The sequence below is a fragment of the Pseudomonas lyxosi genome (assembly GCF_047758685.1).
Lineage (GTDB): Bacteria > Pseudomonadota > Gammaproteobacteria > Pseudomonadales > Pseudomonadaceae > Aquipseudomonas > Aquipseudomonas lyxosi.
In genome coordinates, this window is record NZ_CP180481.1 from 4,114,820 (window position 1) to 4,141,034 (window position 26,215).

27 protein-coding genes are annotated in these 26,215 nt (G+C 61.8%); 5 read left to right on the forward strand and 22 right to left on the reverse strand.

The window, feature by feature from the left end; genetic code table 11:
- The first annotated feature begins 2 nt into the window (after positions 1–2).
- Positions 3–1,265: an epoxide hydrolase family protein gene (locus ACMXYI_RS18990; RefSeq protein ID WP_415768558.1), complete on the forward strand. Its 1,263-nt coding sequence runs from the start codon at positions 3–5 to the stop codon at positions 1,263–1,265.
- A 59-nt stretch (positions 1,266–1,324) separates the two neighbouring features.
- Here the strand turns inward: ACMXYI_RS18990 and ACMXYI_RS18995 are convergent, their stop codons facing one another.
- A complete protein-coding gene (locus ACMXYI_RS18995; RefSeq protein ID WP_415768559.1) occupies positions 1,325–2,113 on the reverse strand; it encodes an alpha/beta hydrolase in 789 nt (262 codons plus the stop codon).
- A gap of 497 nt (positions 2,114–2,610) precedes the next feature.
- Between ACMXYI_RS18995 and ACMXYI_RS19000 the strand changes: the two genes are divergently transcribed.
- A complete protein-coding gene (locus ACMXYI_RS19000; protein WP_415768560.1) occupies positions 2,611–3,555 on the forward strand; it encodes an aldo/keto reductase in 945 nt (314 codons plus the stop codon).
- 5 nt (positions 3,556–3,560) lie between these two features.
- Here the strand turns inward: ACMXYI_RS19000 and ACMXYI_RS19005 are convergent, their stop codons facing one another.
- Complete coding sequence (locus ACMXYI_RS19005) at positions 3,561–4,223, reverse strand: glutathione S-transferase family protein (protein ID WP_415768561.1); 663 nt, start codon at positions 4,221–4,223, stop codon at positions 3,561–3,563.
- Positions 4,224–4,370: 147 nt separating this feature from the next.
- On the opposite strand from ACMXYI_RS19005, the gene ACMXYI_RS19010 reads away from it, so the two are divergent.
- Complete coding sequence (locus ACMXYI_RS19010) at positions 4,371–4,742, forward strand: nuclear transport factor 2 family protein (RefSeq protein ID WP_415768562.1); 372 nt, start codon at positions 4,371–4,373, stop codon at positions 4,740–4,742.
- Between the two features lie 44 nt (positions 4,743–4,786).
- Here ACMXYI_RS19010 and ACMXYI_RS19015 read toward each other — a convergent pair whose 3' ends face one another.
- A complete protein-coding gene (locus tag ACMXYI_RS19015; RefSeq protein WP_415768563.1) occupies positions 4,787–6,178 on the reverse strand; it encodes an aldehyde dehydrogenase family protein in 1,392 nt (463 codons plus the stop codon).
- A 100-nt stretch (positions 6,179–6,278) separates the two neighbouring features.
- Here ACMXYI_RS19015 and ptrR point away from each other — a divergent pair, with 100 nt between their 5' ends.
- Positions 6,279–7,163, forward strand: a complete 885-nt coding sequence (gene ptrR, locus ACMXYI_RS19020; RefSeq protein WP_415768564.1) for a putrescine utilization regulator PtrR — start codon at positions 6,279–6,281, stop codon at positions 7,161–7,163.
- 37 nt (positions 7,164–7,200) lie between these two features.
- Here ptrR and ACMXYI_RS19025 read toward each other — a convergent pair whose 3' ends face one another.
- The 4 genes from ACMXYI_RS19025 to ACMXYI_RS19040 form a co-directional block, all read right to left on the reverse strand.
- A complete protein-coding gene (locus ACMXYI_RS19025) occupies positions 7,201–7,662 on the reverse strand; it encodes a MarR family winged helix-turn-helix transcriptional regulator (RefSeq protein WP_415768565.1) in 462 nt (153 codons plus the stop codon).
- Between the two features lie 134 nt (positions 7,663–7,796).
- Positions 7,797–8,237, reverse strand: coding sequence for an Ohr family peroxiredoxin (locus tag ACMXYI_RS19030; protein ID WP_415768566.1), 441 nt, complete (start codon positions 8,235–8,237; stop codon positions 7,797–7,799).
- 109 nt (positions 8,238–8,346) lie between these two features.
- A complete protein-coding gene (locus tag ACMXYI_RS19035; RefSeq protein WP_415768567.1) occupies positions 8,347–8,799 on the reverse strand; it encodes an Ohr family peroxiredoxin in 453 nt (150 codons plus the stop codon).
- 76 nt (positions 8,800–8,875) lie between these two features.
- Positions 8,876–9,316 carry an Ohr family peroxiredoxin gene (locus ACMXYI_RS19040; RefSeq protein WP_415768568.1) on the reverse strand — a complete coding sequence of 147 codons (441 nt, stop codon included), beginning with the start codon at positions 9,314–9,316 and terminating at the stop codon, positions 8,876–8,878.
- Positions 9,317–9,553: 237 nt separating this feature from the next.
- Between ACMXYI_RS19040 and ACMXYI_RS19045 the strand changes: the two genes are divergently transcribed.
- Positions 9,554–10,561 carry an Ldh family oxidoreductase gene (locus tag ACMXYI_RS19045; protein ID WP_415773928.1) on the forward strand — a complete coding sequence of 336 codons (1,008 nt, stop codon included), beginning with the start codon at positions 9,554–9,556 and terminating at the stop codon, positions 10,559–10,561.
- 33 nt (positions 10,562–10,594) lie between these two features.
- On the opposite strand, the gene ACMXYI_RS19050 is transcribed toward ACMXYI_RS19045, so the two are convergent.
- The 15 genes from ACMXYI_RS19050 to ACMXYI_RS19120 all read right to left on the reverse strand — a co-directional run bounded on the left by ACMXYI_RS19050 (position 10,595) and on the right by ACMXYI_RS19120 (position 26,111).
- Positions 10,595–12,175 (reverse strand): aldehyde dehydrogenase (NADP(+)), encoded by a 1,581-nt coding sequence (locus ACMXYI_RS19050; protein WP_415768569.1) that lies wholly within the window; start codon positions 12,173–12,175, stop codon positions 10,595–10,597.
- Positions 12,176–12,393: 218 nt separating this feature from the next.
- Complete coding sequence (gene abaF, locus ACMXYI_RS19055; RefSeq protein WP_415768570.1) at positions 12,394–13,791, reverse strand: fosfomycin efflux MFS transporter AbaF; 1,398 nt, start codon at positions 13,789–13,791, stop codon at positions 12,394–12,396.
- Positions 13,792–13,863: 72 nt separating this feature from the next.
- Positions 13,864–14,781: a dihydrodipicolinate synthase family protein gene (locus ACMXYI_RS19060; RefSeq protein WP_033056590.1), complete on the reverse strand. Its 918-nt coding sequence runs from the start codon at positions 14,779–14,781 to the stop codon at positions 13,864–13,866.
- Positions 14,782–14,919: 138 nt separating this feature from the next.
- On the reverse strand, positions 14,920–15,948 hold the full coding sequence (locus tag ACMXYI_RS19065; protein ID WP_415768571.1) for a trans-3-hydroxy-L-proline dehydratase: 1,029 nt from the start codon (positions 15,946–15,948) through the stop codon (positions 14,920–14,922).
- 134 nt (positions 15,949–16,082) lie between these two features.
- Positions 16,083–16,805 (reverse strand): amino acid ABC transporter ATP-binding protein, encoded by a 723-nt coding sequence (locus ACMXYI_RS19070; RefSeq protein WP_008157200.1) that lies wholly within the window; start codon positions 16,803–16,805, stop codon positions 16,083–16,085.
- Positions 16,798–17,448 (reverse strand): amino acid ABC transporter permease, encoded by a 651-nt coding sequence (locus ACMXYI_RS19075; RefSeq protein ID WP_008157201.1) that lies wholly within the window; start codon positions 17,446–17,448, stop codon positions 16,798–16,800. The genes ACMXYI_RS19070 and ACMXYI_RS19075 overlap by 8 nt, the downstream gene beginning before the upstream one ends.
- Positions 17,449–17,458: 10 nt before the next feature.
- Complete coding sequence (locus tag ACMXYI_RS19080) at positions 17,459–18,124, reverse strand: amino acid ABC transporter permease (RefSeq protein WP_008157202.1); 666 nt, start codon at positions 18,122–18,124, stop codon at positions 17,459–17,461.
- Complete coding sequence (locus ACMXYI_RS19085; protein WP_415768572.1) at positions 18,117–19,895, reverse strand: cis-3-hydroxy-L-proline dehydratase; 1,779 nt, start codon at positions 19,893–19,895, stop codon at positions 18,117–18,119. Before ACMXYI_RS19085 ends, ACMXYI_RS19080 begins: the two co-directional genes overlap by 8 nt.
- Positions 19,896–19,905: 10 nt before the next feature.
- Complete coding sequence (locus tag ACMXYI_RS19090; RefSeq protein WP_008157204.1) at positions 19,906–20,724, reverse strand: ABC transporter substrate-binding protein; 819 nt, start codon at positions 20,722–20,724, stop codon at positions 19,906–19,908.
- A gap of 250 nt (positions 20,725–20,974) precedes the next feature.
- The gene (locus ACMXYI_RS19095; protein WP_415768573.1) at positions 20,975–21,724 is read right to left on the reverse strand and encodes an AraC family transcriptional regulator; all 750 of its coding nucleotides are present in this window, start codon (positions 21,722–21,724) and stop codon (positions 20,975–20,977) included.
- 74 nt (positions 21,725–21,798) lie between these two features.
- A complete protein-coding gene (locus tag ACMXYI_RS19100) occupies positions 21,799–23,055 on the reverse strand; it encodes an FAD-dependent oxidoreductase (protein ID WP_415768574.1) in 1,257 nt (418 codons plus the stop codon).
- Positions 23,052–23,288, reverse strand: coding sequence for a (2Fe-2S)-binding protein (locus ACMXYI_RS19105; RefSeq protein WP_415768575.1), 237 nt, complete (start codon positions 23,286–23,288; stop codon positions 23,052–23,054). The genes ACMXYI_RS19100 and ACMXYI_RS19105 overlap by 4 nt, the downstream gene beginning before the upstream one ends.
- Complete coding sequence (locus ACMXYI_RS19110; protein ID WP_415768576.1) at positions 23,281–24,396, reverse strand: NAD(P)/FAD-dependent oxidoreductase; 1,116 nt, start codon at positions 24,394–24,396, stop codon at positions 23,281–23,283. The genes ACMXYI_RS19105 and ACMXYI_RS19110 overlap by 8 nt, the downstream gene beginning before the upstream one ends.
- Positions 24,393–25,325, reverse strand: a complete 933-nt coding sequence (locus tag ACMXYI_RS19115) for a 4-hydroxyproline epimerase (RefSeq protein ID WP_415768577.1) — start codon at positions 25,323–25,325, stop codon at positions 24,393–24,395. The genes ACMXYI_RS19110 and ACMXYI_RS19115 overlap by 4 nt, the downstream gene beginning before the upstream one ends.
- A gap of 114 nt (positions 25,326–25,439) precedes the next feature.
- Complete coding sequence (locus ACMXYI_RS19120; protein ID WP_415768578.1) at positions 25,440–26,111, reverse strand: GntR family transcriptional regulator; 672 nt, start codon at positions 26,109–26,111, stop codon at positions 25,440–25,442.
- Positions 26,112–26,215 lie beyond the last annotated feature (104 nt).

A 26,215-nucleotide genomic window follows, 5' to 3' on the forward strand; every position in this document is an offset into this window, starting at 1 on the left:
AGATGAAGCCACTATTCGCGGTTGTTATCGCTACCCTCGCGCTTTGCGTCTCGGCCTTCGCCAGCGCCGCTGATTCCCCAACCATTCAACCCTTCCACGCCAATGTGGCGGACAAGGAACTCGTCGATCTGCGCAACCGTCTCGCGGCGACCCGCTGGCCGGACAAAGAGACGGTTTCCGATCGATCACAGGGCGCACAGCTGGAACAGCTGCAGGCGCTGGTTCGCTACTGGGGCACGAGCTACGACTGGCGCAAGGCCGAGGCGCAGCTCAATGCCCTGCCGCAGTACGTGACCACCCTCGACGGGGTCGATATCCACTTTATCTGGGTGCGCTCCCCCCACCCGAACGCTTTGCCAATGATCATGACCCACGGTTGGCCAGGCTCGGTGTTCGAGTTCATCAAGGTCGTCGGTCCGCTCACCGATCCGCCCGCGCACGGGGGCAATGCGGCGGATGCGTTCGATGTGGTGATTCCGTCCATTCCTGGTTACGGCTTCTCTGGCAAGCCGAGTGGTATCGGTTGGGATCCGGACCACATCGCCCGGGTCTGGGCGCAGCTGATGCAGCGCCTCGAATACACGCACTACGTGGCCCAGGGTGGCGACTGGGGCGCGCCCATTACCAGCGCGATGGCGCGCCAGGCGCCGGCCGGGTTGCGCGGTATTCACCTTAACCTGCCAGCCACGATACCGGCGGAAGCGAGCGCGGCGCTCGCTGTTGGCGGACCGGCGCCAGCGGGATTTTCCGAGGAAGAACGCGCGACCTATGACGCCGTCGCCACGCTCGTCAAACAGGGAAACCTGGCGTACAGCGCGATGATGGCCGCGCGGCCGCAGATGATCGGTTATGGCGCGACGGATTCACCGGCCTTCCTCGCGGCGCTGATGCTCGTGCATCCTGGTTTTGCCCGGTGGACATACGGCGCCGACCCCCAACAATCGCCGACGAAGGATGAAGTGCTGGACGACATCACACTCTACTGGCTGACGAATAGCGCTGCTTCGGCAGCAAGGCTCTACTGGGAGAACATGGGGCGAAGCCCACTTTCTTCGGCCGCACAGAAGACCACCGAGATTTCGCTGCCGGTGGCCGTCACGGTGTTTCCAGAGGATGTCTACTGCCCGCCGGAGTCGTGGGCACGGCGCGCCTATAGCAACCTGATCTACTTCCACCAGGCCGACAAGGGCGGCCACTTTGCGGCTTGGGAACAGCCGCAGCTGTTTACCGAGGAACTTCGCACGGCGTTTCGATCGCTGCGCTAAGTCACAAGGCGCGCACTTCGCAGAAGCATGTGTCTTCTAGGCGCGGTGGGCACCGCCACTCACAAACCATCGCCCAACACCTTGAGGTACTCGGGACTCTCGGATATCGAGTTGTGCCCCGTACCCGGTATGACCTTCAGCGACGCCACCCCCTTGGCGAAATGCGTGAAGAGCCGCTCGGTGCTGGAACGCGGTATCACTTCGTCGTGCTCAGCCGCGATCAACAGCGTCGGCACCGTGATGTGGGCGGCGTACTTCCAGGATTCAAAGGTGTCCTTGAGCAACCACTTCACCGGGAAGATGGGGAACTGCCGGGCGGCGAGTTCTTCAACACTGTTGTAGGGCGTGATCAGCACCAGACGCGCCGCCGGGCGTTGGCTGGCGAGGCGCACGGCGACGCCCGAGCCGAGGCTGCGACCGACCACCGTAATGTGTGGATGGGTGGCGTAGACCAGGTCAAACAAGGTCAGGGCGTCGCGCGAAATCATCTCCTCGGAGGGCGATCCGGAACTGCCACCGTAGCCTCGGTAGTGCAGCAAGTAGACGGCGTGACCGGCAAAGGCTGCGGAAAACGAAGGCAGGCTCCGGGAGACGTCCTCGGCATTTCCACCGAAATAGATCAACGCTTTGGCCCCCTCGTGCGGCCTGAAGGACACCAGCACCTGAGCGTCGTCGACGGACAACGTGAGCAGCGTTGCCGAGGTGCCGACAGCGCGCGGTTGCGGGAAGTAGATGAGGGCGCGCTGGAACACAAACAGCGCAGCGCAGAGCGCCAGATACACGACGGCGATGATGACGACGATTGACACCAGGATTCGTGGCATTCGGCTAACTTTAGTGGGCGGCATTGACGGCTCTGGCCGGAAGACGGCTATCGCTTGATCGCTGTCAGAGTGTAGTAGACCGATAGCGTCACGCACCGGGAGGGCACCCATGCCCATCGCTGCCAAATGGCTCAACGTTCTGCCGTCCGAAAGAGCGGCTAATGCCGTTCAGTTAAGCCAAAACGCGATCCTTGTAGCAGCTGGCGAAGCCTGCGTTCGGCTGCGAAGCAGTCGTAAAACCTAAGTTTGCGGTGTTCCTGAAACACCGCATCGTCTGATTTCACGACTGCTGCGCAGCCGAACGCAGGCTTCGCCAGCTGCTACAAGGATCGTGTTGCGGCTTAACTGATTGGCATTGGGCACTGAGGCTGGGCTTTGCTTTCCATTTCTGCGTGCGGGTGCTGTTGGAGGTTGCGGTGCTTGTGTCGCCGGTAGCTATGCTGATGTGGCTAGCCTCGTGCGTCCGGCGCGAGAAGTGCTGTGGACCGTGGCTGACAGCAAAAATGTGGAAGGACAATTCCATGAGCCACACTGATGGGTACACGCGTCGAAAAATACTCACGCTGGCTGCCGGTGCTTCGGCGGTTTTCACCTTCGATCCGGCTTTCGCAGCATCCACGCCGTCGACCGAAACAGGAGGCAAGAACATGCTGACCCGGGCCATTCCATCCAGCGCCGAACTACTACCGATCGTTGGGCTGGGCACGTATCGCGGTTTTGATGTCGAGCCTTCAAGCCCCGCCTACAAGCAGCTGCCTGCGGTGCTGCGCGCGTTGTTCGAGAAGGGCGGGAAGGTGATCGACAGTTCGCCGATGTACGGTCGCGCCGAACAGACGACCGGTGAGCTGTTGTCGATTCATGAACCGCGCTCGCCGGCGTTTCTGGCCACCAAGGTGTGGACCCGTGGCCGCGAAGAAGGCATCGCGCAGATGGAACAGTCCTTCAAACTGCTGCAGACCGACCGGATCGACCTGATGCAGATTCACAACCTGCTGGACTGGAAAACCCATTTGCCCACGCTGCGCAAATGGAAGGAAGAAGGGCGCATTCGTTACATTGGCATCACCCATTACACGGCGTCGGCGTATGACGAAGTGGAAGCGGTGCTCAAGGCCGAGCCATTGGACTTTTTGCAGATCAACTATGCCCTGGACGATCGCGGCGTCGAAAAACGCATCCTGCCGCTGTGTCGCGAACGAGGCGTGGCGGTGATCTGCAATCGGCCTTTCGGCGGTGGTGATTTGCTCGCCCGCTTGAAGGGCAAGCCGCTACCGGGGTGGGCCGCGCAAGTGGGGATCACCAGCTGGGCGCAACTGGCGCTCAAGTTCCTGCTGACGCATTCGGCGGTGACCTGCGTCATCCCCGGCACCGGCAACCCGCGTTACATGGCGGACAATGCCGGGGCAGGTTTCGGTCCAATGCTGACGGGGGCGCAGCGCGAGCAGTTGATCGATATTGTCGCTTAGGCGCGCTAGCGAAACCGCTCCGGGATGGCTTCGGCAAACGGATACATCGAGAAGTAGGGCCTGGCTTCGTCGATGACCCGCTGGACGGACGGTCTGCTCGTGAGCCTGTCGAAATAGGCTTTCAGGTGACCGTAGTCGTTGGGAAACGGCTCGAGCGTACTGGCATAAAACAGGGCCGGGGCCGCGGCGCAATCGGCCAGGTTGAAATCATCACTGGCGAGCCAGATTCTGGAGGCCATCTGGTGATCGAGCATGCCGTACGTCGTCTGCAGTGTGGAACGTTCTCTGCTCAAATCGCCGTGAGTGCCGCGCAGGCGATCAAACACGATCTGTTGCAGCGGCGCCTGGAGATAGTGGTCGCAGACACGGTCCCACAGACGGACCTCCAGTGCGGTGTCCCAATCGTTGGGAACGAGTGGATGTTCACCGGCATAAAATCGGTCCAGGTATTCGATGATGATCGTGGTCTCCGCCACGTTGCGCTGGCGAGCGTGGTCGCGGATGACCGGGAACTTGCCGAGCGGCCACAGCGCTTGCAGCTCTGCTCTGTCTGCATCGTTCGCAAGATCGATGATCCGCTTCTCGAATTCGACAGCGTTTTCATAGAGCGCGATGAGCACTTTGTGGCAGAACGACGACAGCGGATGGTAGTAAAGAGTCAGCGACATCTCTCAGCTCCTCGAAAGGCAGGTGACCCCCATCATCATAGTCGCCGTCCGGGGCGGTTAAGCGCGCGGTGCTAGACTTTCAGGGTGGGATGGATGATCGAATAACCTGATCCGGCGGTGCGATGGTGAGAACGCTGGAGGTATGACATGACGACTCAACTGCTGGCTAAAGAACACATCAACGTGGTGGTCCGCAATTATGTAGAAGGCATGGTGTTCGCTGATGAAGCCTTGCTGCGACAGGCCTTCCATCCTTCTTGCCGCATCATTGGTCATTACGAAGGAAAGCTTGAATGGGCATCCCTGGAGGAATTTATCAGCGCGATCAAGGCCGAGGGGCCGGCAGCCAAAGAGGTCAAACCGTTTTGGGAAGTGCTCAGCATCGATGTCACGGGCGATGCCGCCGCGGTAAAAGTCACTGATGATTATCTCGGCATGCGATTTACCGATTATCTCTCGCTACTGAACATCAATTACCGCTGGATGATTGTGAACAAGCTGTATTACCTGAACGAATAGCGCTTGAGCCCGGGAGCCAAAAGCTCCCGGGCATCGTTATGCGATCAGTGCCGATCCAGCCACACCGTCTGGGCATTGCAGAACTCGCGCACACCGAAATGCGAGAGTTCACGGCCAAACCCGCTTTTCTTCACGCCGCCGAAGGTGACACGTGGGTCGGAGGCGCAATAACCATTGATGAACACACCACCGGTTTCCAGTTCACCGGCCATCTGCTCGGCAAGCTCGACGTTGCGTGTGTAAATGGTTGCAGCGAGGCCGAACTCACTGTCATTCGCCAGTGCCAACGCATGCGCCGCATCGCGCGCGGTGATGATCGAGGCCACCGGGCCAAACAGTTCCTGTTTGAACGAGGTCATCTGGTCGGTGACATCACCGAAGACAGTAGGCTCGTAAAAGTTGCCAGGGCCTTCAGCCTTCTTGCCACCCATCAGCAACGTCGCGCCTTCTTCCAGGGTATCGCGCACCTGTTGATCCAGTTCATCACGCAGATCAAAGCGAGCCATCGGCCCGATGTAAGTGTTGGCGGCCAGTGGATCGCCGACCACCAGTTTTTGCGTGGCTTCGACGAACTTGCGCGTGAATTCCTCGACGATGCCTTGCTCGACGATCAAGCGTTTGGCCGCCGCGCAAACTTGCCCGGTGTTCTGATAACGGCCAATCACCGCGGCTTTGACCGCTTCGTCGAGGTCGGCATCGTTAAGGACAATGAACGGATCGGAGCCGCCCAGTTCCAGCACGCACTTCTTCAACGCCGCACCGGCTTGAGCGCCGATGGCGATGCCGGCTCGCACGCTGCCGGTGAGGGTGACTGCCGCAATGCGTGGATCGGCGATCGCGGAGGAGACACCGTCTGGCGTGACATTGATCACCTCGAAGACGCCTTCGGGGAAGTCGGCTTGCTTGAAGGCTTCCCGCAACAGATAAGCGCTTCCCATCACGTTGGGCGCATGTTTGAGCACGTAGGTGTTACCGGCGATCAATGCTGGAACCGCGCCACGCAGGACCTGCCAGATCGGGAAGTTCCACGGCATCACCGCGAGAATCGGGCCGAGCGGGCGATATTCAATGCGCGCTTTTCCACCTTCAACCAGCGTCGGTTCAGCGCTCAGCATCGCCGGGCCGTGTTCGGCGTACCACTCGCAGAGTTGCGCGCACTTTTCGATTTCGCCGCGCGCCTGAGTGATCGGCTTGCCCATTTCCAGGGTGATCATGTTCGCCATCGCAGCGGCGTTGTCGCGCAATGCCTGAGCCAGGGTGATCAACAACTGTGAACGTTGATCAACCGGTTTGCTGCGCCAGGCGCGAAACCCGGCAGCAGCGCGGGACAGGGCGGCGTCCAGTGCCGATGCGGATTCGAAAGGGTAGTGGCCGATCTGCTCGCCGTTGGCGGGGTTGATCGAAATGGCATAGGTGAGGCTGGAAACTTGAGTCATGGCACCGTCCTGCTAGGTGGGGATGCGCTCAGGTTACGGTGGCGTTTGTTTTCTGGAAACTGAATAATACTGAGCATATCGTTCACGTTTGGAGAATGCCTTGGATCTGGTTCAGCTGGAAATTTTCAAAGCCGTCGCCGAACACGGCAGCATCAGCGCGGCGGCTCAGCACATCCACCGGGTGCCGTCGAACCTGACGACGCGGATCAAGCAACTGGAGCTGGATCTGGGCGTGGACCTGTTTATCCGCGAGAAAAGCCGCCTGCGCCTATCGCCGGCCGGCTGGAGTTTTCTCGACTATGCCCGGCGCATCCTCGACCTGGTCCAGGAGGCTCGCGCGACGGTGGCGGGCGAAGAACCGCAGGGATCGTTTCCGCTGGGGTCACTGGAGAGCACCGCCGCGGTGCGTATCCCTGAGTTGTTGGCCGCATATAACCAGAAACACGCCAAGGTCGAGCTGGATCTGTCCACCGGACCTTCGGGGACCATGATCGACGGGGTGTTGTCGGGCAGATTGGCGGCAGCGTTTGTCGATGGACCGGTGCTGCACCCGGCACTGGAAGGCGTGCCGGCGTTTGAGGAAGAGATGGTGGTGATCGCACCGCTCAACCATTCCCCCATCCACCGTGCGCGGGATGTTAATGGCGAAAACATCTATGCCTTCCGCTCCAATTGTTCCTACCGACACCACTTCGAAAGCTGGTTCGCCAAGGACGCGGCGGTGCCCGGCAAGATTTTCGAAATGGAGTCCTATCACGGCATGCTGGCGTGCGTCAGCGCCGGTGCAGGCTTGGCGCTGATGCCCCGCAGCATGCTCAACAGCATGCCCGGATGCACTACGGTGAGCGTCTGGCCGTTATCGGAATCGTTCCGCTATTTGCGCACCTGGCTGGTATGGCGCCGGGGGACGGTGTCGCAAAGTCTGACCATGTTTGTGCGCTTGCTGGAGGAGCGCGGGGTGGTGCGGGATGACGTGGCGCGCTAGTTCGCGCGCTTGAGAATGTCCAGATCGGCGTGCCGGCTCATTCCCCGGCTTTCGTCGACTTGATCAGATTGTTGCGCAGCTTCACGATCGCCTTCTGCATGGTCGTGAACTCGTCGAGCGTCAGGCCCGTCGCGTCGGCGAGGCCCATTTCCGGTTGGCTTTCGCGCAGCTGTCGGCCGTTCTTCGTCAGGCTGATCCGCACCTGGCGCTCGTCCTCGGGATCGCGCTGCCTTTGCAAAAAGCCCATCGCTTCCAGCTTCTTCAGGATTGGGGTCAAGGTGTTCGATTCCAGAAACAGCTTCTCGCCCAGGCTGCCGACGGTCTGATCGTCTTCCTCCCATAGCGCGACGATGGTGATGTATTGCGTATAGGTCAGCCCAAGCTGCTCGAGTATCGGCTTGTAAGCCTTGCCGAAGGCCAGGTTGGTGGAATAGACCGCAAAACACAGGAATTCGGAGAGCTTCAGGTTATCGGGGGCGGTGTTGTCGGTGGGTTTCATGTACATCCTCGTTGGCCAAAGACGGATGGCTCGCAAAAAAACGAAATATACCTCGTATGCGATTGTGTCGGAACGACTCTAACTGACGGTGGCGACCGGTTCGACGGCGAAAGTCGAACCGGTCGTATGGTGCATCACGCTGTCAGGGCGTTGATGACCACGTCGATATTGCCGCGCGTTGCCTTCGAGTACGGGCAGATTTGGTCTGCGGCGTGCGCCAGCTCCGTCGCGACGTCTTGCGTCAAGCCTGGCACGCGAAGAGTCAGCCGGGCCTGGAGGAAGTAGGCCGGACCGGTCTGGCCCAGATCGACTTCAATATCAATGGCCAGATTGGGCGGCAGCGTCACCTTCATATTTTTCGCCGCCAGCTCGACGGCAGCGGTGTAGCAGGCCGACCATGCGCCGGCGAAAAACTGCTCTGCCGTTGGGTGCGGCACGATGGCTGCGAACTCGTGTGCCAGTCTAGGGTTTCCAGGTGACGAGAGCTGGATGGAGAGGCCGCGGGAAGAGTTGTCACCGTCGCTGAACGTCGTGTGGGTTTTGCCTGTGGCCAGGACTTTTTCGATCTTGCTCATGGTTGAGTCCTCAACGTTGTGTTGGGTTTGTTATTCGTATGCGCTTAAAGCGCATGCGATATTAGTGGCGTACCGACCCTGCCGATCGATAGCAACGCCGCGCGGTGCGTCAAGCCGTGAGGACGTTCAGGGCCACGTCAATGTTACCCCGCGTCGCTTTCGAGTACGGGCAGATTTGATCGGCGGTGTGCGCCAGTGTCGTCGCGATGTCGTGGGACAAACCCGGCACGCGCAGGGTCAATCGAGCCTGAAGGAAGTAGGCCGTACCGGTTTGACCCAGATCGACTTCGATGTCGACGGACAGGTCAGACGGCAGTACCACGTTCATCTCACCGGCCACCAGCCCGACGGCGGCGGTGTAGCAGGCCGACCATGCGCCGGCGAACAGTTGCTCGGCAGTTGGGTGCGGCTGGGTGGCTGCGAACACGTGGGCTGGCTTGGCGTTGCCAGGCGTCGACAGGGTGATGTCGAGACTGCCGTCATGGCCGCGCGAGGTGTTGCCAGCGTCGCTGACGGTGGTGTGGGTTTTGCCGGTGGCCAGTACTTTTTCGATCTTGCTCATGATGATTTCCTAAGTTCTTACTGTTTTCGTATGCGCTTATATCGCATGCGACATATTTAATGGATTAAAGCGATCTTCACGCCGTCAGGACATTCACTGCCACGTCGATGTTGCCCAGCGTCGCTTTCGAGTACGGGCAGAGTTCGTGTGCGGCGTGCGCCAGTGCGGTTGCGACGTCGTGTGCCACGCCCGGCAAGCGGACAAAGAATCGAGCCTGAAGGAAGTAAGCCTGACCGGTCTGGCCCAGATCGACCTCGATGTCGACGGACACATCGGCCGGCAGCACCACTTTTTTCGCCTTGGCTATGTGTTCGATGGCGGAGATGTAGCAGGCCGACCATGCACCGGCGAACAGTTGCTCGGCGGTCGGGTGCGCTTGGGTGGCTGCGAACACGTGGGCCGGTTTTGCGTTACCTGGCGACGACAGCTCGATGTCGAGGTTGCCGTGGGCACGGGTCGCATCGCTGAACGTGGTGTGGGTTTTGCCGGTAAACAGTACTTTTTCGATCTTGCTCATGGAATGAATCCTCAACGTTTCAATAGGTGGTGCTTGTCTGTCGTATACGTTTGTATCGTATGCGATTGAAATAATACTCGCGCAGAGCTCAATCGGTGTCAAGGGGTGGTGCGCGGCCCAGCCGACGAATGGTCGGGTTGCCGGGGTATGCCGAATTCGTCGTCGACCGGGCCTAAAGCGATCAAGCCGTGGCGTCTGGAATGGGCCAGTCTGGGCGGTCTGTCCAAGGAGTTGATGATGAAACGACTGTCCCTGGCCGAAGCTCGCGAGCTGGCCGAATCGATCTTGCTGCACAACGGTTTCAACCTTGCCCACGCTCAGGCGGTGGCCGCCACGGTGATTGCCGGCGAGCGCGATGGCTGCGCCTCCCACGGTTTGTACCGGGTATTGGGGTGCGTGAACTCGCTCAGGGCCGACAAGGTGGTGGCCGATGCCGAGCCACGGGTGATCGACCAGGCACCTTCGATCGTGCGGGTCGATGCGGCGGGTGGTTTTTCCCAGTTGGCGTTTCAGGCGGGTCTGCCATTACTGGAGGAGAAAACCCGGGCAAGCGGGATTGCGGCTCTGGCGATCAATCGCTGTGTGCATTTTTCCGCCCTGTGGGTCGAGATCGAGCAACTGACCGCTGCCGGCCTGGTGGCGCTGGCATGTAATCCCAGCCATGCCTGGGTCGCGCCGGCGGGAGGCAGTCAACCGGTGTTCGGCACCAATCCCATTGCGTTTGGTTGGCCGCGCTCGGGCAACGATCCGTTTGTGTTCGACTTCGCCACCAGCGCGATTGCCCGTGGCGAAATCGAGTTGCATCGACGTGCCGGCAAAGCGATTCCCGAAGGTTGGGGCGTCGATGCTGACGGGCAGCCGAGTACCGATGCGAACGTGGTGCTCGATACCGGCGCGATGCTGACGTTCGGCGGGCACAAGGGCTCGGCGCTGGCTGCCATGGTGGAGTTGATCGCCGGGCCGTTGATTGGTGACCTGACCAGTGCCGAATCGCTGGCGTACGACGCGGGCAGCAAGTCGTCGCCGTATCACGGCGAGCTGATCATCGCCCTCGATCCGCGACGCTTTCTCGGTGAGGCCACCGAGCAGCACCTGGCCCGTGCCGAAGTCATGTTCCAGAGCATACAAGGGCAGGGCGCACGCTTGCCGTCGCAACGGCGTTACGAGGCGCGAGCACGCAGTTTGGTGGAGGGCGTGCAGATTCCCGAAGCCTTGTACAACGACTTGAAGGCACTGCTGGATTGAAGGGAGACGGGCGCCAGTGGCGCCCGCTTGGTTTTACAGCGGGTCGCGGTGGCTGCTGCCATCGACCAGACGGGCGATGCCCAGCGGATTGGCGTTTTTCAAGGCATCGGGCAAGAGCGCATCCGGGCAATTCTGGTAGCACACCGGACGCAGGAAACGCTCGATGGCCAGGCTACCGACCGAGGTGCCACGGGCATCGGAGGTGGCCGGGTAGGGCCCGCCATGCACCATCGCATCGCAGACTTCGACACCGGTCGGGTAACCGTTGAACAGTACCCGGCCGACTTTCTGTTCAAGTAGCGGCAGCAGTTCGTCATGGGTTTGCAGGTCACCGGCTTCGGCAATCAGCGTGGCGGTGAGTTGACCGTGCAAGCTGTGCAATGCCCGTTGCAGTTCGGCCTTGTCGGCCACTTCCACCAGCACCGTGGTGGGGCCGAACACTTCTTCCTGCAACAGATGATCGCCATTGAGCAGCAGGCTGACGTCGGCCTTGAACAGTTGCGTCTGGGCCTGTTTGCCCTGTTGTTCACGACCGGCCAGGTGGCTGATGTGCGGATGCGCGTGCAGCGCCTGCACGCCCTTGGCGTAGCTGGTTAACGTGCCGGCGTTGAGCATGGTTTGCCCCGGCTGGTCGGCCATTACCGTGCTGAGCGATTCAATAAATGCGCTGAATTCAGGGGAGCGCATGCCAATCACCAATCCGGGGTTGGTGCAGAACTGGCCGCAGCCGAGCACCACGGACGCGGCAAGTTCGCTGGCGATTTTCTCGCCCCTCAGTTGCAGCGCTTCGGGCAGTACCAGCACTGGATTGATGCTGCTCATTTCGGCGAACACCGGAATCGGCTGAGGCCGTGCGGCGGCCATGTCGCAGAGGGCGCGACCGCCCTTGAGCGAACCGGTGAAGCCGACCGCCTGGATCGCCGGATGCTTGACCAACGCTTCGCCGACACCCGCGCCGTAGATCATGTTGAACACACCCTTGGGCATGCCGGTTTGCTCGGCGGCGCGGATGATTGCATCGGCCACGAGCTCGGCAGTCGCCATATGCCCGCTGTGAGCCTTGAACACCACCGGGCAACCGGCGGCCAGGGCGGCAGCGGTGTCGCCACCGGCGGTGGAGAACGCCAGCGGAAAATTGCTCGCACCAAACACCACGACCGGGCCGACGCCGATCCGGTACTGGCGCAGGTCCACCCGTGGCAGCGGCTGACGTTCGGGCAAGGCGCGGTCGATGCGAGCGCCATAGAAATCACCACGGCGCAGGACTTGAGCGAACAGGCGCATCTGACCGCTGGTGCGACCGCGCTCACCCTGAATACGCCCGGTCGGCAGTGCCGTCTCGCGGGTTACCACGGCAACGAACTCATCGTCCAGTGCATCCAGTTGCGCGGCAATGGCCTCGAGAAATTCCGCGCGCCGGCTCGCCGGCAAGTTGCGGAAGGCCGGGTAGGCGGCAGCCGCGGCCTGGGCAGCGGCGTCGACTTCCTCAATGGTGGCTTGCGTGAATGAGTAGGGCAGCGCTTCACCGGTGCTGGCGTCATGGCTTTGCACGCTGATGTTGCCAGCGGCACTGCGCGCACCGCCGATGTAGTTGTGGCCGATGATGTGGGGCATGAATAACTCCTGTCGGAATGTGAAGCTAAATACGTTGCCAGGTGCAGCGCATGACCTGTAGCAGCTGCCGAAGGCTGCGTTCGGTGCGGGCCGCGTACGGACGAAGCCGTCGTAAAACCATGCAACGCGGTGTCTCAGTCACACCGTGTCGCCAGTCTTGACGACCGCTACGCGCTCGAACGCAGCCTGCGGCAGCTGCTACAGGTTGTGTATTGAGGTCAAGCCAGAGAATCACCCCGACGTGCAGTGGCGGGTTCGGCGGTGCCCAAGGCGGCGATGCGCGCAGCGGATTCGCTATCCACCAGGTGCAGCGACTTACCACGGGTTTCCCGAGTCAAACCGACGGCGACAATGGAGATCAGCGCGGCACAGACCAGGTACCAGGCGATCGGTGTCGAGCTGTGGTACTTGTTGAGCAACGTGAGGGCAATCAACGGCGCCAACGAGCCGGCGAAGATCGGTGCCACCTGATAGCACAGGGACAACGCGGTGTAGCGCACGTGGGTCGGGAACATTTCGGCCATCAGCGCCGAGTAGGGCGCGTAGGTCATCGACTCGATCGCCAGGCCCAGGGTGATTGCCCCGATGATCAGCCAGTTGTTGCCGGTGTCCATCATCGGGAAGCCGACGAAGCCCCAGAACGCGGTGAGGATTGCACCCGTCAGGTACACCGGTTTACGCCCGACCAGGTCGGACAGATAACCCATCAGCGGGATCATGAAGAAATGCAGCAGGTGCGCGCCGAACATCAGAAACAGAATCTCTGAAGTGTCCTTGTGCACCACCAGCTTCAGGTAGGTAATCGAAAAGGTTACGACGGTGTAGTAGAGGATGTTCTCGGCAAACCGCGCACCGATACCGACCAGCACCGCCCGCCAGTGATGGCGCAGCACTTCGACCACGCCAAGCTGTTGTTGCTTGTTTTGCGCCTGACGGGCCTGGGCTTCCTTGAAGATCGGCGCGTCATCGACGCTGGTGCGAATCCAGTAGCCGATCAGCACCACCACCGCCGAGAACCAGAACGCTACACGCCAGCCCCACGCGAGGAATTGTTCCTCCGACAGGTTCGACGACAACAGCAGCAACGCGACGGTCGCCACCAGGTTACCGGCCGGCACACCGGCTTGCGGCCAACTGGCCCAGAAGCCTCGACGATTGTCCGGACAATGTTCGGACACCAGCAGAATCGCACCGCCCCATTCACCACCGAAGGCGAAACCCTGGATCAGCCGCAGCAGCACCAGTAACACGGGCGCGGCGTAGCCGATCTGGTCGAAGCCGGGCAGGCAACCCATCAGGAATGTGGTGATGCCGACTACCACCAGGCTCAATTGCAGCAGGCGTTTGCGGCCGAATTTGTCACCGTAGTGACCGAACACCAAGCCGCCCAATGGGCGGGCGAGGAAGCCGACGGCATACAGGGCGAAGGCGGCGAGGATGCCATCGATCGGGCTGTCGGTCTGGCGAAAGAACAGTTGGCCGAAAACCAGTGCCGAGGCGGTGCCGTAGAGGAAGAATTCATACCATTCGGCGACGGTGCCGGCCATGGCGGCGGCCACGACACGCTTGAGTCCCGAGGGCGTGGTTGCGCGGGCGGAGCTGTGAGGATTGGACATGCTGACGTTTCCTGTAGAGGCGCAAAGACAGGCAGCCGGGCCGGGTCCGCAAAGGACCCGCCCGGCAATCACTCAGAGACCGACGTCCGGCAGTTCCGGACGATTGGCCAGGGCCTTGGCCATGATCTGCTCGACGAAAACCCGATCGGCTTCCGGCAGGGCCAGGCGTGGCGGACGGGTCAGGGCGCTGCCGCGACCGGCGATGGCTTCGCACAGCTTGATGCACTGCACCAGGTCGGCACGGGCGTCGAGGTGCAGGATCGGCATCAGCCATTCGTAGATCGGCATGGCTTCGGCGAAGCGACCGGCCTTGGCCAGGCGGAAGATGGTTTCGCCTTCTTTCGGGAACACGTTGGACATCCCCGAAACCCAGCCTTCGGCGCCCACGGCGATGCTTTCCAGCACCACGTCATCAAGGCCGGCGAACAGCACGAAACGGTCACCGACTTCATTGCGCACGTCGATGAACCGACGGGTGTCGCCGGAGGAATCCTTGAAGCACACCACGTTGTCGCAGTCGGCCAGGGAAATCAGGATGTCCGGGGTAACGTCGTTTTTGTAGATCGGCGGGTTGTTGTAAACCATCAGCGGGACGTCGGCGTTTTTCGCCACGTAGCGGTAGTGCTCGGCGGTCTCGAACGGCTTGGAACCGTAGACCAGCGCCGGCATCAGCATGACCCCGTCGACACCGACCCGGCGCACGGCGTTAGCGACTTTAGCCGCTGCGATACTGGTGAATTCAGCCACGCCGCAAATCACCGGCACGCGACCGCGGGAAGCGTCGACCGCGACTTCAGTCACAGCGATTTTTTCTTCGGCGGTCAGCGAGGTGTTTTCCCCCACCGAACCGCACACCACCAGGCCCGACACGCCGTCACGGATCACGTTGGAAATCACCTGGTGGGTTTTTTCCAGGTTGATGGAGAAGTCGTCGTTGAATTGAGTGGTCACCGCGGGGAAGACGCCACTCCAGTTAATGCGCTTGCTCATTGTTGCCTCCGGTTCGTTAATTGTATTTCGTATACGATATTGCAAATGAAAAGACTCGGCCAGTGCTTTTTTCAGTTACGAGGGGGTTTTTACTAGCCGTTTGTCAGAGTTTTTTGGTGAGGGTTTGTAAGGTTGTGCTCAGGCCCCAGGCCAGGTGTCAGACAGTCGATAGCCTTGTGGCCACGGATCGCTCGGATCGAGCAGCAATTGGTGGGTACCGGTGATCCAGGCCCGGCCGGAAATGCACGGGTAAATCGCCGGGCGTCCCGCCACTTCGGTCAGCGAATCGATGCGGCAGTGGAACTCGGAACCGATGATCGAACGGCCGATAAAACGTTCGCCGACCTGCATCAAGCCCTTGGCCTGCAGCACCGCCATGCGCGCCGAGCAGCCGGTGCCGGTCGGCGAACGGTCGATCTTGCCGGGTTGAATCACCACCGCGTTGGCGCCGGTGGCGATGCCATTTTCATAGACGAGGGGAGCCGCGATCTGGCAGAAGGAAATGTGCGACCACTCAGGGTTCAGCGGATGGACGAAGCCCAGTTGTTCGTTGGCCGCGCGGGTGATTTTCAGCCCGACCTCGACCAGATCCGCCGCTTCATCAGGACGAATGGAAAAGCCCAGGCGCTTAGCATCTGCGATCACAAAACTGTCGCCGCCGTACGCGGTGTCGACCTGCAATGAGCCGACGCCTTCGACTTCGATCCAGGCGTCGAGGCGGTCAGCGAAGGAGGGCACGTTCTTGATTTCCACCCGTTCGACCTTGCCGTCACGGCAGTCGGCCACCGCTTCGATCAGCCCGCCCGGCGCTTCGAGTACCAGCCGGGTTTGCGGTTCGGTCATCGGCAGGATGCCGCTGTCGAGCAACACGGTGGCCACGCACAGCGAGTTGGAGCCGGACATCGGTGGGGTGTCAGCCGGTTCCATGATGATCCAGGCCATCTGCGCCCGAGGGTCCTTGGCCGGCACCAGCAGGTTGACGTGGCGGAACACCCCACCGCGAGGTTCGTTGAGGACGAAGTTGCGCAAGGTCTGATCCTTGGCAATCCAGCGCGACTGTTCCCACACAGTGGCTCCGGGCGGTGGTGCAACGCCGCCGACGATCACGTCGCCGACTTCGCCTTCGGCGTGGCAGCTGACTACATGGATGACTTTCGATGAGCGCATTGTCTGCTCCTTCTATTGCCTGTTGAGGCCTCATCGCGGGCAAGCCCGCTCCCACAGGGTTTGATGGTGTACACAAAGTTGGTGGCCGACACAGATACCTGTGGGAGCGGGCTTGCCCGCGATGGGGCCATTAGTTATTTCACTGATTTCAGGAAGGCCGCAGTTTCCGCATGCACCGGGTTGCCGATGACCTGATCAGGCGAGCCGATCTCATGCACCAAACCATTGCGAAAGAACGCCACGCGGTCGGACACATCGCGGGCGAAGCGGATTTCGTGGGTCACCAAAACCATGGTCATGCCGTCTTCGGCGAGCATGCGCATGGTGTCCAGCACCTCGCCTACCAATTGCGGATCGAGGGCCGAAGTGGCTTCGTCAAACAGCATGTAGTCCGGCGACATGGCCAGGGCGCGGGCGATCGCCATGCGCTGTTGCTGGCCGCCGGAGAGCTTGCCGGGAAAGGCCTTGAGCTTGTCGCCCAGGCCGACGTGGGTCAGTTGCTTGACCGCCAGTTCCTCGGCTTCGGCCTTGCTCTTGCCCAGCACTTTGCGTGGCGCCAGCATCACGTTTTCCAGCACGGTCAGGTGCGGGAACGCGTTCCATTGCTGGAAGACGATGCCGATTTTCTGCCGCAGACGGTTGAGGTCGGTGGCGCTGTGATGGACCTCGACACCGTCGACGCGGATGTTGCCTTTCTGGATCGGCTCCAGGCCGTTGATGCACATCAGCAGGGTCGATTTGCCCGAGCCGGAGCCGCCGATGATCGACACCACCTCGCCCTTGTTCACCGTCAGGTTGACGCCCTTGACCACTTCGAGGTTGCCGAAGGATTTGTGTACGTTGTCGATCTCAATCATTTTCTTGCCACCTTCTTTCCAGACGAGCGCCGAGGCGAGCGACCACCAGGCTCATGACGTAGTAGATGAGGCCCGCGATGCACAGCACCAGCAGCGGTTCCTGAATGCGGGTCACGATGGTTTGCGATGCGCGCAGCAGTTCGACGATGCCGATCCACATCACCAGCGCGGTGTCTTTCATCACGCTGAGCACCAGGTTCAGCCAGCCGGGAAAGGCCACCCGCGTGGCCATCGGCAGGACGATCCAGCGCAGGTCCTGCAGGAAACTCAACCCCAGGGACCGACTGGCCCGGCGCACAGTGAACGGCACCGAAAGCACGCCGCTGCGCACGATCTCGGTGAAGTACGCGGCGGCGTAGACCCCGAGCACAATGCAACCAACGCTGAAGGCGCTGATGTTCAAACCGACGATGCTTTTCAGCGAGTTGAACAACACAAACTGGATCAGCAACGGCACGCTGCGAAACACGTCCAGCACCCACGCCAGCGGCAGACTGGCGCGCGGCAACAGCGCCCGCAGCAAGCCAAACAACAGCCCGGCGAAGGAGCCGAGGATGATCGACCAGAACGTGAGTTTCAGAGTGACCCAGGCGCCATCAAGCAAGAACAACAGGTCATTCCAGGAAAAACTGGTGGTCAACATGGTCTCCTCCTCAGTAACGGAACAGCCGCCAGGCCATCAGCCGGGCGACGGCGACGATCGCCTTGGCAATCAGGTAATACAGTGCCGCGGCGATGGCGAAATATTCGAAAGTGCGGAACGTCTTGACGTTGTAATCCTGGGTCACGCCGGTGAGGTCATTGTTCAGCCCGACGATCACCCCCAGCGACGTCATCAACACCGCCCAGACCATCTGGTTACTCAACGGGTAGAACACGATCCGCAGCAGCTGCGGGACGATAATCATCCGGTAGGCCTGGAAGGCACTCATGCCAAGCGAGCGCGCGGCGCGAACTTGCGTGCCGGGCACAGCCTTGAGGCCACCGCGAAAGTTTTCCGCCAGGTAGCCGGCGTTGTTGAAGGTGATCCCGGCCAGCAGCGCGAACCATGAGCTGACATGCAAATCCAGCGAGCCGAGGCCGAAGTACAGGACGTAGATCTGGAACAGCGACGGGGTGTTGCGGGCGATCGATACCCAGCCGTTGCCGATGCCGCGCAACAACGGCTGTTTGGTTTCGCGCATCACCGTCAGGGCCAGGGCAATCAGCACGCCGAAGATCATCGACAGCGCGGCGGTCTCGAAGGTGACCCAGGCGCCGGCCAGCATGTCCGGCAGGGCGCGCAGGGTCGCGCGCCATTGGAAGGTGTAATCAAACATGCGCGGGGCTCTCCAGGGAGGCGGCCGATTGCAGCCAGGCCGGCAAACGACCACTGGCCGTGGCGCTGCAGGCGGCGTCGACGCATTCGGCGAGGTTGGCGAAGTGCACCTTGCGGCCTACCAGGCCGGGTGCGTAATGGGCGTACTTGCCCGAGTTGGTCATCAAGGTTTTGGCCGTCAGCGGGATCACCGGCTCGCCGAGCATGCACCAGCAGGTGTCGGTGACCAGGGTCGCGCCGAAGGCTTCGATCACCGCGATATGCCCGGCCTCGCGGGCCTGTTCCTGCACCGCGCGACCGCAGGTGATGGCAAGCACGACTTCGGGGTGTTTGTGCCGACCCCGGCACAGCCGCGCCAGATGCGCGAATTCGCTGAGGGAGAAATGCGGGTTGCCCAGCGAGACCACATCCACCCGACTGTCGCGGGCACTGTTGAGCTCGCGCCAGCTGAGCAGCAAATCCTTCAGGCGGATTTTTTCCACCGGCACATCGGCTTCCGCCTCCAGCACCTGCGTCGGGTCGAGTGCTTCCGGGGTCACCCCGGCGATATGGAACAGCGGCGCGGCGGAGGTGGTAGCGAAAGCCGCACCGAAGGCTTTCAAATCGTCCAGGCTCGGCTTGCTCTGTTCCAGTCCCAGCACCAGCGGAATCCGGCTGCCGGCCAGGGCACCGATGTGGTAACCGAGCAGCGGGTAGAAGGCGTCGTCCAGTTCGCGCAAAACCGGTAATTCGATTTGCAGTCTCGCTTTACGTTGCGCGTCCAGATGGCAGCCAATCAACGGCGCGCGGCCGGTCAGAGCGATGCAGATATCCAGGTAGTCCGGGTATTTCAGGGTACGTGCGCCGAGCACGCTGTTGGCATACACCACGGCGTTGGATTCGGCCCAGACGATTTGCTCACCGGCCTTCGGCGCGCTGTCGAGCAGGTAGGGCGCGCAGGTGAAACTTAGCTGCGCGCCCATCGCCATGTACGCATCGCCCAAGGCACTGGCTGGTACGCCGAGTGCCGGATCAATACCCAACTCGCGCCAACGGCGCTGGTCGACAGAAATCGAATTGAGGGTGGTCGGCACCCGTACTTTTGCTCCCCACTGCACCAGTTGTTCGGCGAAGCGCAGGCTCGCAGGTCCGGTATAAATGCAGCCGTCGATGTGTGCCTGGGTGACGTCCACCAGACTGCGCGCACCTTGCAGTTCAGCCATGCGCAGGACGATCTGCATGGCCACTTGGGCAGCCTTGCCATGCTCGCCGTCGAGCAGTGCCTGATCGTGTTCGGTGAGTTCGATAGCGGTGTTTTTTTCTGCTGTCTGCAACGGACCGTCGAGTGCCTGCCAGGCATCGCCCGGCAGCTGTTCGAACACGGTCACCGTTGAGGCTTCGACCCGAGCAAAGGCCTTGCCGCGCAAGGCGGTGAAGGCCTCCCCGCCGATGCACAGCACCGGCAGGGAACGCTCGAAAATGGTCTGTGCCACGAGCACACCCAGGGTCAGGATCTCATCGGGTTCGGCCAGCACCAGTGCGGCCGGCGCATGACCGTTGCTGATCAGTTCCATCAGCACACTGCTGCCGGTGCACGAGCCGCGGCCACTGGGAATCGCCAGCACCCGGCCGGCCAGATGTTCGCCGCTCAGTGGGTGGTGACGGTCGATGACCTCGCCGCTGTACGGATCGACCCCGCCCCAGAAACTCAGCCCGACATCGGCGAACAGCAAGGCGCCTTGTGCGGCGCCGGCGACCAGGCTGCGACCGGTCAGAGAGGTTGGCCTAGGCATGCCGGACACCTCAGTAATAGACCTTGGGTACGGTCAGGTCGGTGGGTGAAATCTCGGTGCCGACCCATTTGGTGAACAGCTCGTTGTAGCGGCCGCTGCGCACCTGCTGATTGACGAACAGGTTGAGGTAGTTGAGCAGGCCATACTCGTTGCGCTTGGCGCCCAGGGACACGTAGTCGATGGTGTACGGCGCGTTACCGGCGATTTTCAGGTTCTTGTATTTACCCGACTTGATCGTCGCAGCGGCCACGGTGTTGGTGACCACAGTGGCGTCGATGTGGCCCTGGGCGACCGCCAGCAGCGTGTCGTTCTGCGATTGATAGGCGCGGAAGGTGCCGGTGCCCCAGTTCTTCACGTCTTTTTCCAGGGCGATGGCTTCATAGGTGCCGCTGGTGTTGCCCAGGGCTTTGCCCTTGATATCGGCGAAGCTGTTGATGCCAGTGTTGTCGCGGGTCAGCACCACCATCTGGAAGGCGAAGTACGGCACGGTGAGGCCGACAGTCTTGGCCCGCTCCAGGGTGTCGGATGTGGACGCTACGATCACGTCTGCACGCCCGGAGACCAGCGCCGGAATTCGATCGGGGAAGGGCGTTTCAACCACTTCGGCGTCGACCCCGAGGATCTTCGCCAGGTCGCGGCAATAGTCCACGTCGAAACCGGCCGGGTTGTTACCTTCATCGCGAAAACCCATGGGCGGGAAGTCCAGGGTCACGGCGCAGCGCAGCTTGCCCGAACCAATAATGTCGTCGAGTTTGTCGGCCTGGGCGGTGGCGATAAAGGAAGTACTGAGAACAGCGCTGAGGGCTACGGCAAATGCGGGGTTTTTCATAGAGGCCTCGTTGTCGGAAAGTGCTGTTGGATATCGTATTGTGAATTTCGTATACGATATGTGATTAGCAATGAGCGTGCCTGTTTCCGAACAGGGGCGAGAATTAATCGCCAAGCCTTGAGCTAAAGGTCTTACAAGATTGTGGGAACAGGGCGTAGGAGAAGAACGCCTCGGCGGGCCGTATCAGGCGGTGTTACAGAAGGGAGCAGTGGGGACTCCGGGCGCCCCTTAAAGGAACACTCGCCCGGGTTCAGCGACGGCTTTCTCGATACTGACTTGGCGCCAGACTGGTCAAGGCGCGGAACTGCCGGCTGAAGGCGCTGTGGTCGGTGTAACCGCAGCGCAGAGCGATCTCGGTGATGGGCAGGTCGGTGTGCAGTAACAGTCGGGAGCCTTCTTCCAGGCGCGCCTTGTGAATCATCTGCCGTGGGGTGAGCTGGAACACCCGTTTGCAATGGCGCTCCAGTTGCGCCACGGAAAACCCGGCGATCGCGGTCAGTTCGGCAAGGCTGATAGGGCGGGCGAAATGGCTGCGGATATGCGCGTCCACCGCCGCGAGTTTCTGGAACGCCGGATGGCTGGACTGTGGCGTTTGCAGGTCGCGGGAGATGCCGGCCAGACCGACGATCTGACCTTGCAGGTCGCGCAGCGCGATTTTGTGGGTCAGGCACCAGACCGGCTGGTTACCGTAATACAGGTGCAGTTCGAGTTGGTCGGCCAGTTCGCGGCCGGTGGACAGCACGCGACGATCTTGCTCGGTGTACAGCGGGCCGAAGCGCTCGGGAAAGACCCTGTCGGCGGTGCGCCCGAGCAGCTCGTCACTGTGTTTGAAGCCGCAGCGTCGGGCCAGGGTCTGGTTGACGAAGGCGTAGCGGGCCTCGCTGTCCTTGATGAAAAACACCACGTCCGACAGGGTGTCGAGCAACGCCGCGATCGGCTGCAGACTGCTCAGCAGGGTGGGCAGGTCGCAGGGTTTGAAGGTAGTGAGCGAGGCATACATGGCGCTGGGCGTCTGGAGGCAATGCCCGGGATCATAAAGACTCGGCGACGGACCCGAAAGCCCCGGGCCGGCATTCAGGCCTGCGGGGTGTCGTCCAGGCACAACAAGGTCTCGATCCGCGCCGGACTGAATGGCGGGCGTGGTGCCGAAGGTTGCCAGCCGAACAGGTGCTGCAACGCGCCGCCACACACCCGGCCCTGGCAGGCGCCCATGCCGCAGCGGCTGGCCAGTTTGGCCTCACGCCAGTCAGTGTGCCCGGCAAGCAAGCCGTAAGGCACGTCTTCACAACGGCACACCAAGGTGTCGGGTTGTGCCAGCGACTTGAGTTGCGGATCGAGAGTGAAGGCTTTGTTGAGGGCGTTGGCGAAACCCTGCCAACGCGCACGCCGAGGCCACAATGCTCGGGCCGAATCCAGTTCACCGACCGCAGCGTGACCGGCGATGGCGCCTTCGACCAACGCCAGTTCACTGCCACCGAAACCGGTGCATTCACCCGCCGCGTAGTGATCGGCGTGGCGAGTGGCCTGCCAGGCATCGACGGCGATTGCCTGATCTTCAAGTTCGCAGCCGAGGGCCTGACCGAGTTGGGTATTGGGGATCAGACCGAAGCCACAGGCCAGGCGATCACATGCCAGTTCGACGATTTTTCCTTGCTGTTGCAAGCGCACACCTTCCAGCCGCTCATTGCCCAGGGCGGCCAGTACATGGGTCCCGGTACGGTAGTGGCGGTCGAACAAGGTGACCGACTGCATCAGCTTGTTGGGCCAGCGTGGCAGTTGCGCGGCGAAACCGGCGACGGCGGCCCCGCGGGCTTGCTCGGCGATGTGCAGCACCCGGGCGCCGTTGTGTTTTGCGGTGGCGGCGCTGGCCAGCAATAACGGTCCGCTGCCGGCAATCACAATGCGTTCGTCGTGCACCGGCAGGCCGCCCTTGATCAGTGCCTGGAGGCCACCTGCGCCAGTCACGCCGGGCAGTGTCCAGCCGGGGAAGGGCAGAAGCAACTCGCGGGCGCCGGTACACAGAATCAGTTTGTCGTAACCGATCAACCAGCCTCGATCGGCGTCTTCGACCAGCAGTTGTTTCGGCCCGGCGCAGGCGATCACCCGCGTGCCCGAGTGGCGGCGGATGTTGCTGCACGCCTCCAGTCGCTCGCGCATCTGACGCGCCGGGTTCGGCAGGTTGGCCTGAGGCCCGTCACGCCAGATTTGCCCGCCCGGTAGCGGGTTGTCATCGAGCAGGACGATGCGCGCACCGCTCGGCGCTGCGGCGAGCGCGGCGGCCATGCCGGCGGGACCGGCACCGATGATCAGCAGGTCGGCGTATTCGCTCATGCTTGAGTCTCCACGTGCATGCCGTCACGGCACAGCGTCTGGCAGGCCAGGCGCCGGTGACCGTCGATGGTCACCCGGCATTCCTGGCAAATGCCCATGCCGCACAGCGGGGCGCGGCGTTGGCCACTGACCGATGTGCGCGTGCAGCCATCGCCGCTCAGCGCCAGTGCTGCGGCGACACTGGTGCCTTCGGCAACCCGCAGGGCACGTCCGTCCAGCATCAATTCAGGCATAAACGGGCTCTCCGAGAAATCGTTGCGGCAGATACGGTTGCGCGGCCAGTGGCGGCGTTTCGTCGAACAGCTGCGCGACCAGCAGGTCGGCGGTGCCGGGGGCGGTCGTCACGCCGAGGCCCTCGTGGCCGACCGCCAGCCATAAACCTTTGCGTTGTGGATGCTGACCCACCAGCGGCAAGCCGTCGGGGCTGGCAGCGCGAAAACCGGTCCAGGCGCGGATGCTGTTGAGCTGAGCCAGACCCGGCATGTAATCGGTGGCACGCCGGAGCATTTTCGCCAGCATCCAGCCCTCGACTTGCGGGTCGGTGGTGCCAAATTGTCGCGAGGCGCCGATGAACAGTTGCCCGGTCGGCCGGGGCTGAATATTGCACGCCGTCGATGGGCCAGTGGCGTTGTGGGCGCTGGTGACGTAACCGAGTTCCACCAGGGTGTGGGTGACTTTTCCGGGGTAGCGGTCGGTGATCAGCAAGTGGCCTTTCTTCGGTTCGATCGGCAACTCCGGGCACAGCTCGTTGGCCTGGACACCGTTGGCCAGAATCACCGCTTCGGCGCTCAGCCAGTGGCCGTCGTCGAGTCGCACGCGGTTGCCGTCCACTTCGCTGACCCGCGCCCGGCGTTGGCTGATGTTCGGTGTGTCGAGCATCCAGTTGGCCGTCGCCGGCGCATAAAGAATGCCGTCACCATTGATCAGCAGTCCGCCTTCCAGGCCCTCGCGCAGTTCCGGTTCGCGTTGGTGCAAGGCACTGCTGGAGATCAATTCGCAAGCCACGCCTTGGGCCTGCAAGTTCAGGTATTTGCTGTGGGCGACGGCCATTTCTTCAGCATTGGCGGCCAGCCAGAGGGTGCCATTGCAACGGTAGGCGCAGCCGTCGGGCAGGGCCGGCGCCAGTTCGCGCCAGCGTTGCAGGGAATATTGACTGAGGGCCAGTTCGGCCGGGTTGTCGTCGAGGACCAGCAAGTGGCCCATGCCCGCCGCCGTAGCGCCGGGCAGGCCTGCATCCAGCACCAGCACGCGCAAGCCGCGACTCGCCAGCGCCTGGGCACAGGCAGCGCCGATGATGCCGGCGCCGATCACGATCACATCGGCCACCAGGCCCTCGTTCACGGACGAATGCCCCAGGCGAACGGGTCGTCCTGTTCGATGATCAGGCTGGCTTCGGCGCTGATAAAGGCGCGGCCGCGAATGGTCGGCACAATGCGCTCGCCCTGAAGTTCGTAGGAACCCTCGAACTCGCTGCCGATGACACTGGCCTGACGCCAGATCTGTCCCGGCTGCAATTTGTCGTCGGCCGCCAGGCACGCCAGTTTGGCACTGGTACCGGTGCCACACGGAGAGCGGTCGTAGGCCTTGCCGGGGCAGAGGACGAAGTTGCGGCTGTCGGCCTGCTCGTCATCGGCGAACAGCTCAACATGGTCGATCAAACCGCCGTCTTCGCCGCGGATCCCCTGAGCCTCCAGTGCTTGCTGCACGGCGAAGGTGTAGGCGGTCAGCGTATCGAGGTTATCGCCCGCAACGCGCAGGCCATGCTCGGCAATCAGGAAAAACCAGTTTCCACCCCAGGCAACATCGCCGGTCACTTGACCGATACCCGGCACCTGCAGCGACAGCGCTTTGCGGTAACGGTACGCCGGCACATTGCGCACGCTGACCGAGTGGTCTTCGTGCAGCGTCGCCTGCACCGTGCCCACCGGGGTTTCGATGCTGTGCACCCCAGGGCCGATCTTGCCCAGATGCGCCAATGAAGCCACCAGGCCGATGGTGCCGTGGCCACACATGCCGAGGTAACCGCTGTTGTTGAAGAAAATCACGCCGGCACAGGCGTTCGGGTCCACCGGCTCACAGAGCAGGGCGCCGACCAGCACGTCACTGCCCCGTGGTTCCAGCACGCAGGCAGCGCGCCATTGATCATGCTGTTCGGCCAGCCGCTGTCGACGGTCGGCCATGCTGCCGGTGCCCAAATCGGGAAAGCCGGCGGTCACCAGGCGGGTCGGTTCGCCGCCGGTGTGGGAGTCGATCACGGTGATGCGTTTCATGGGATGGCCACGTCCGTTCAGATGAGTGAACGAAAGAGTGGCCTGTGCGAGGGTTTGCCGGCTTGATGGTTTTATCCAGTGTCGATGACGAAATTGGCACAGTGCGGCGAGCGGTCAGTGGCTGTGAGGCAGGTGTTCGAACAGGGTCTTGCAGACGCCGGCAATGTGCTCGTCGAGCAACTTCACCGCCAGGTCCACGTCACCGGCGCGGCACGCCGCAAGGATTTCCCGGTGTTCATGATCGGCGCGTTCCTTGCCGGCCGACAGGCTCATCTGCATGCGCAGGTAGCGCTCCAGCTTGTCGTTGACCGAGCGGATCAGGCTGACCAGAAACGGTCGTTGCGCCGGTTCGTAGAGACAAGCGTGCAGTTCCCAGTTGAGTTCGGCCCAGCGCCCCACGTCATCTTCGCCGATGAACTCCTGGCAGATACGCTCGGCGCGAGCAAAGGTTTCTTCGGTCATGTTCGGAATGGCCAGGCGCAGCACCTTGTCTTCGAGCAGCATGCGCACTTCGAACATCTGCGCCAGTTCCGCATCGGAAACCCGCGTGACCATCGCCCCGCGATTACGCTGGAACATCACCAGGCCTTCAGCCTCCAGACGCTTGAGGGCTTCGCGCACCGGAATCTTGCTGACGTTGAACTGGCGGGCGATATCGTCCTGGCGAATCGGCTCGTCCTCGGCGAAATGCCCGGCGACGATGGCGTCACGCAGATGACGGGTGATGATTTCCGACGTCGAAGGCGAATTGCCAAGGTCGGGAGCGTTGAGTTTTGTCAGGGCCACGGTCGTGATCGTTCGGAATGAATTGCAGATATGGTATACGAATTTTCCCTGAGTGTTCCTTCGGCAATGGCCTTCCCGATCCGATGGCAACTGCTACGCTACTT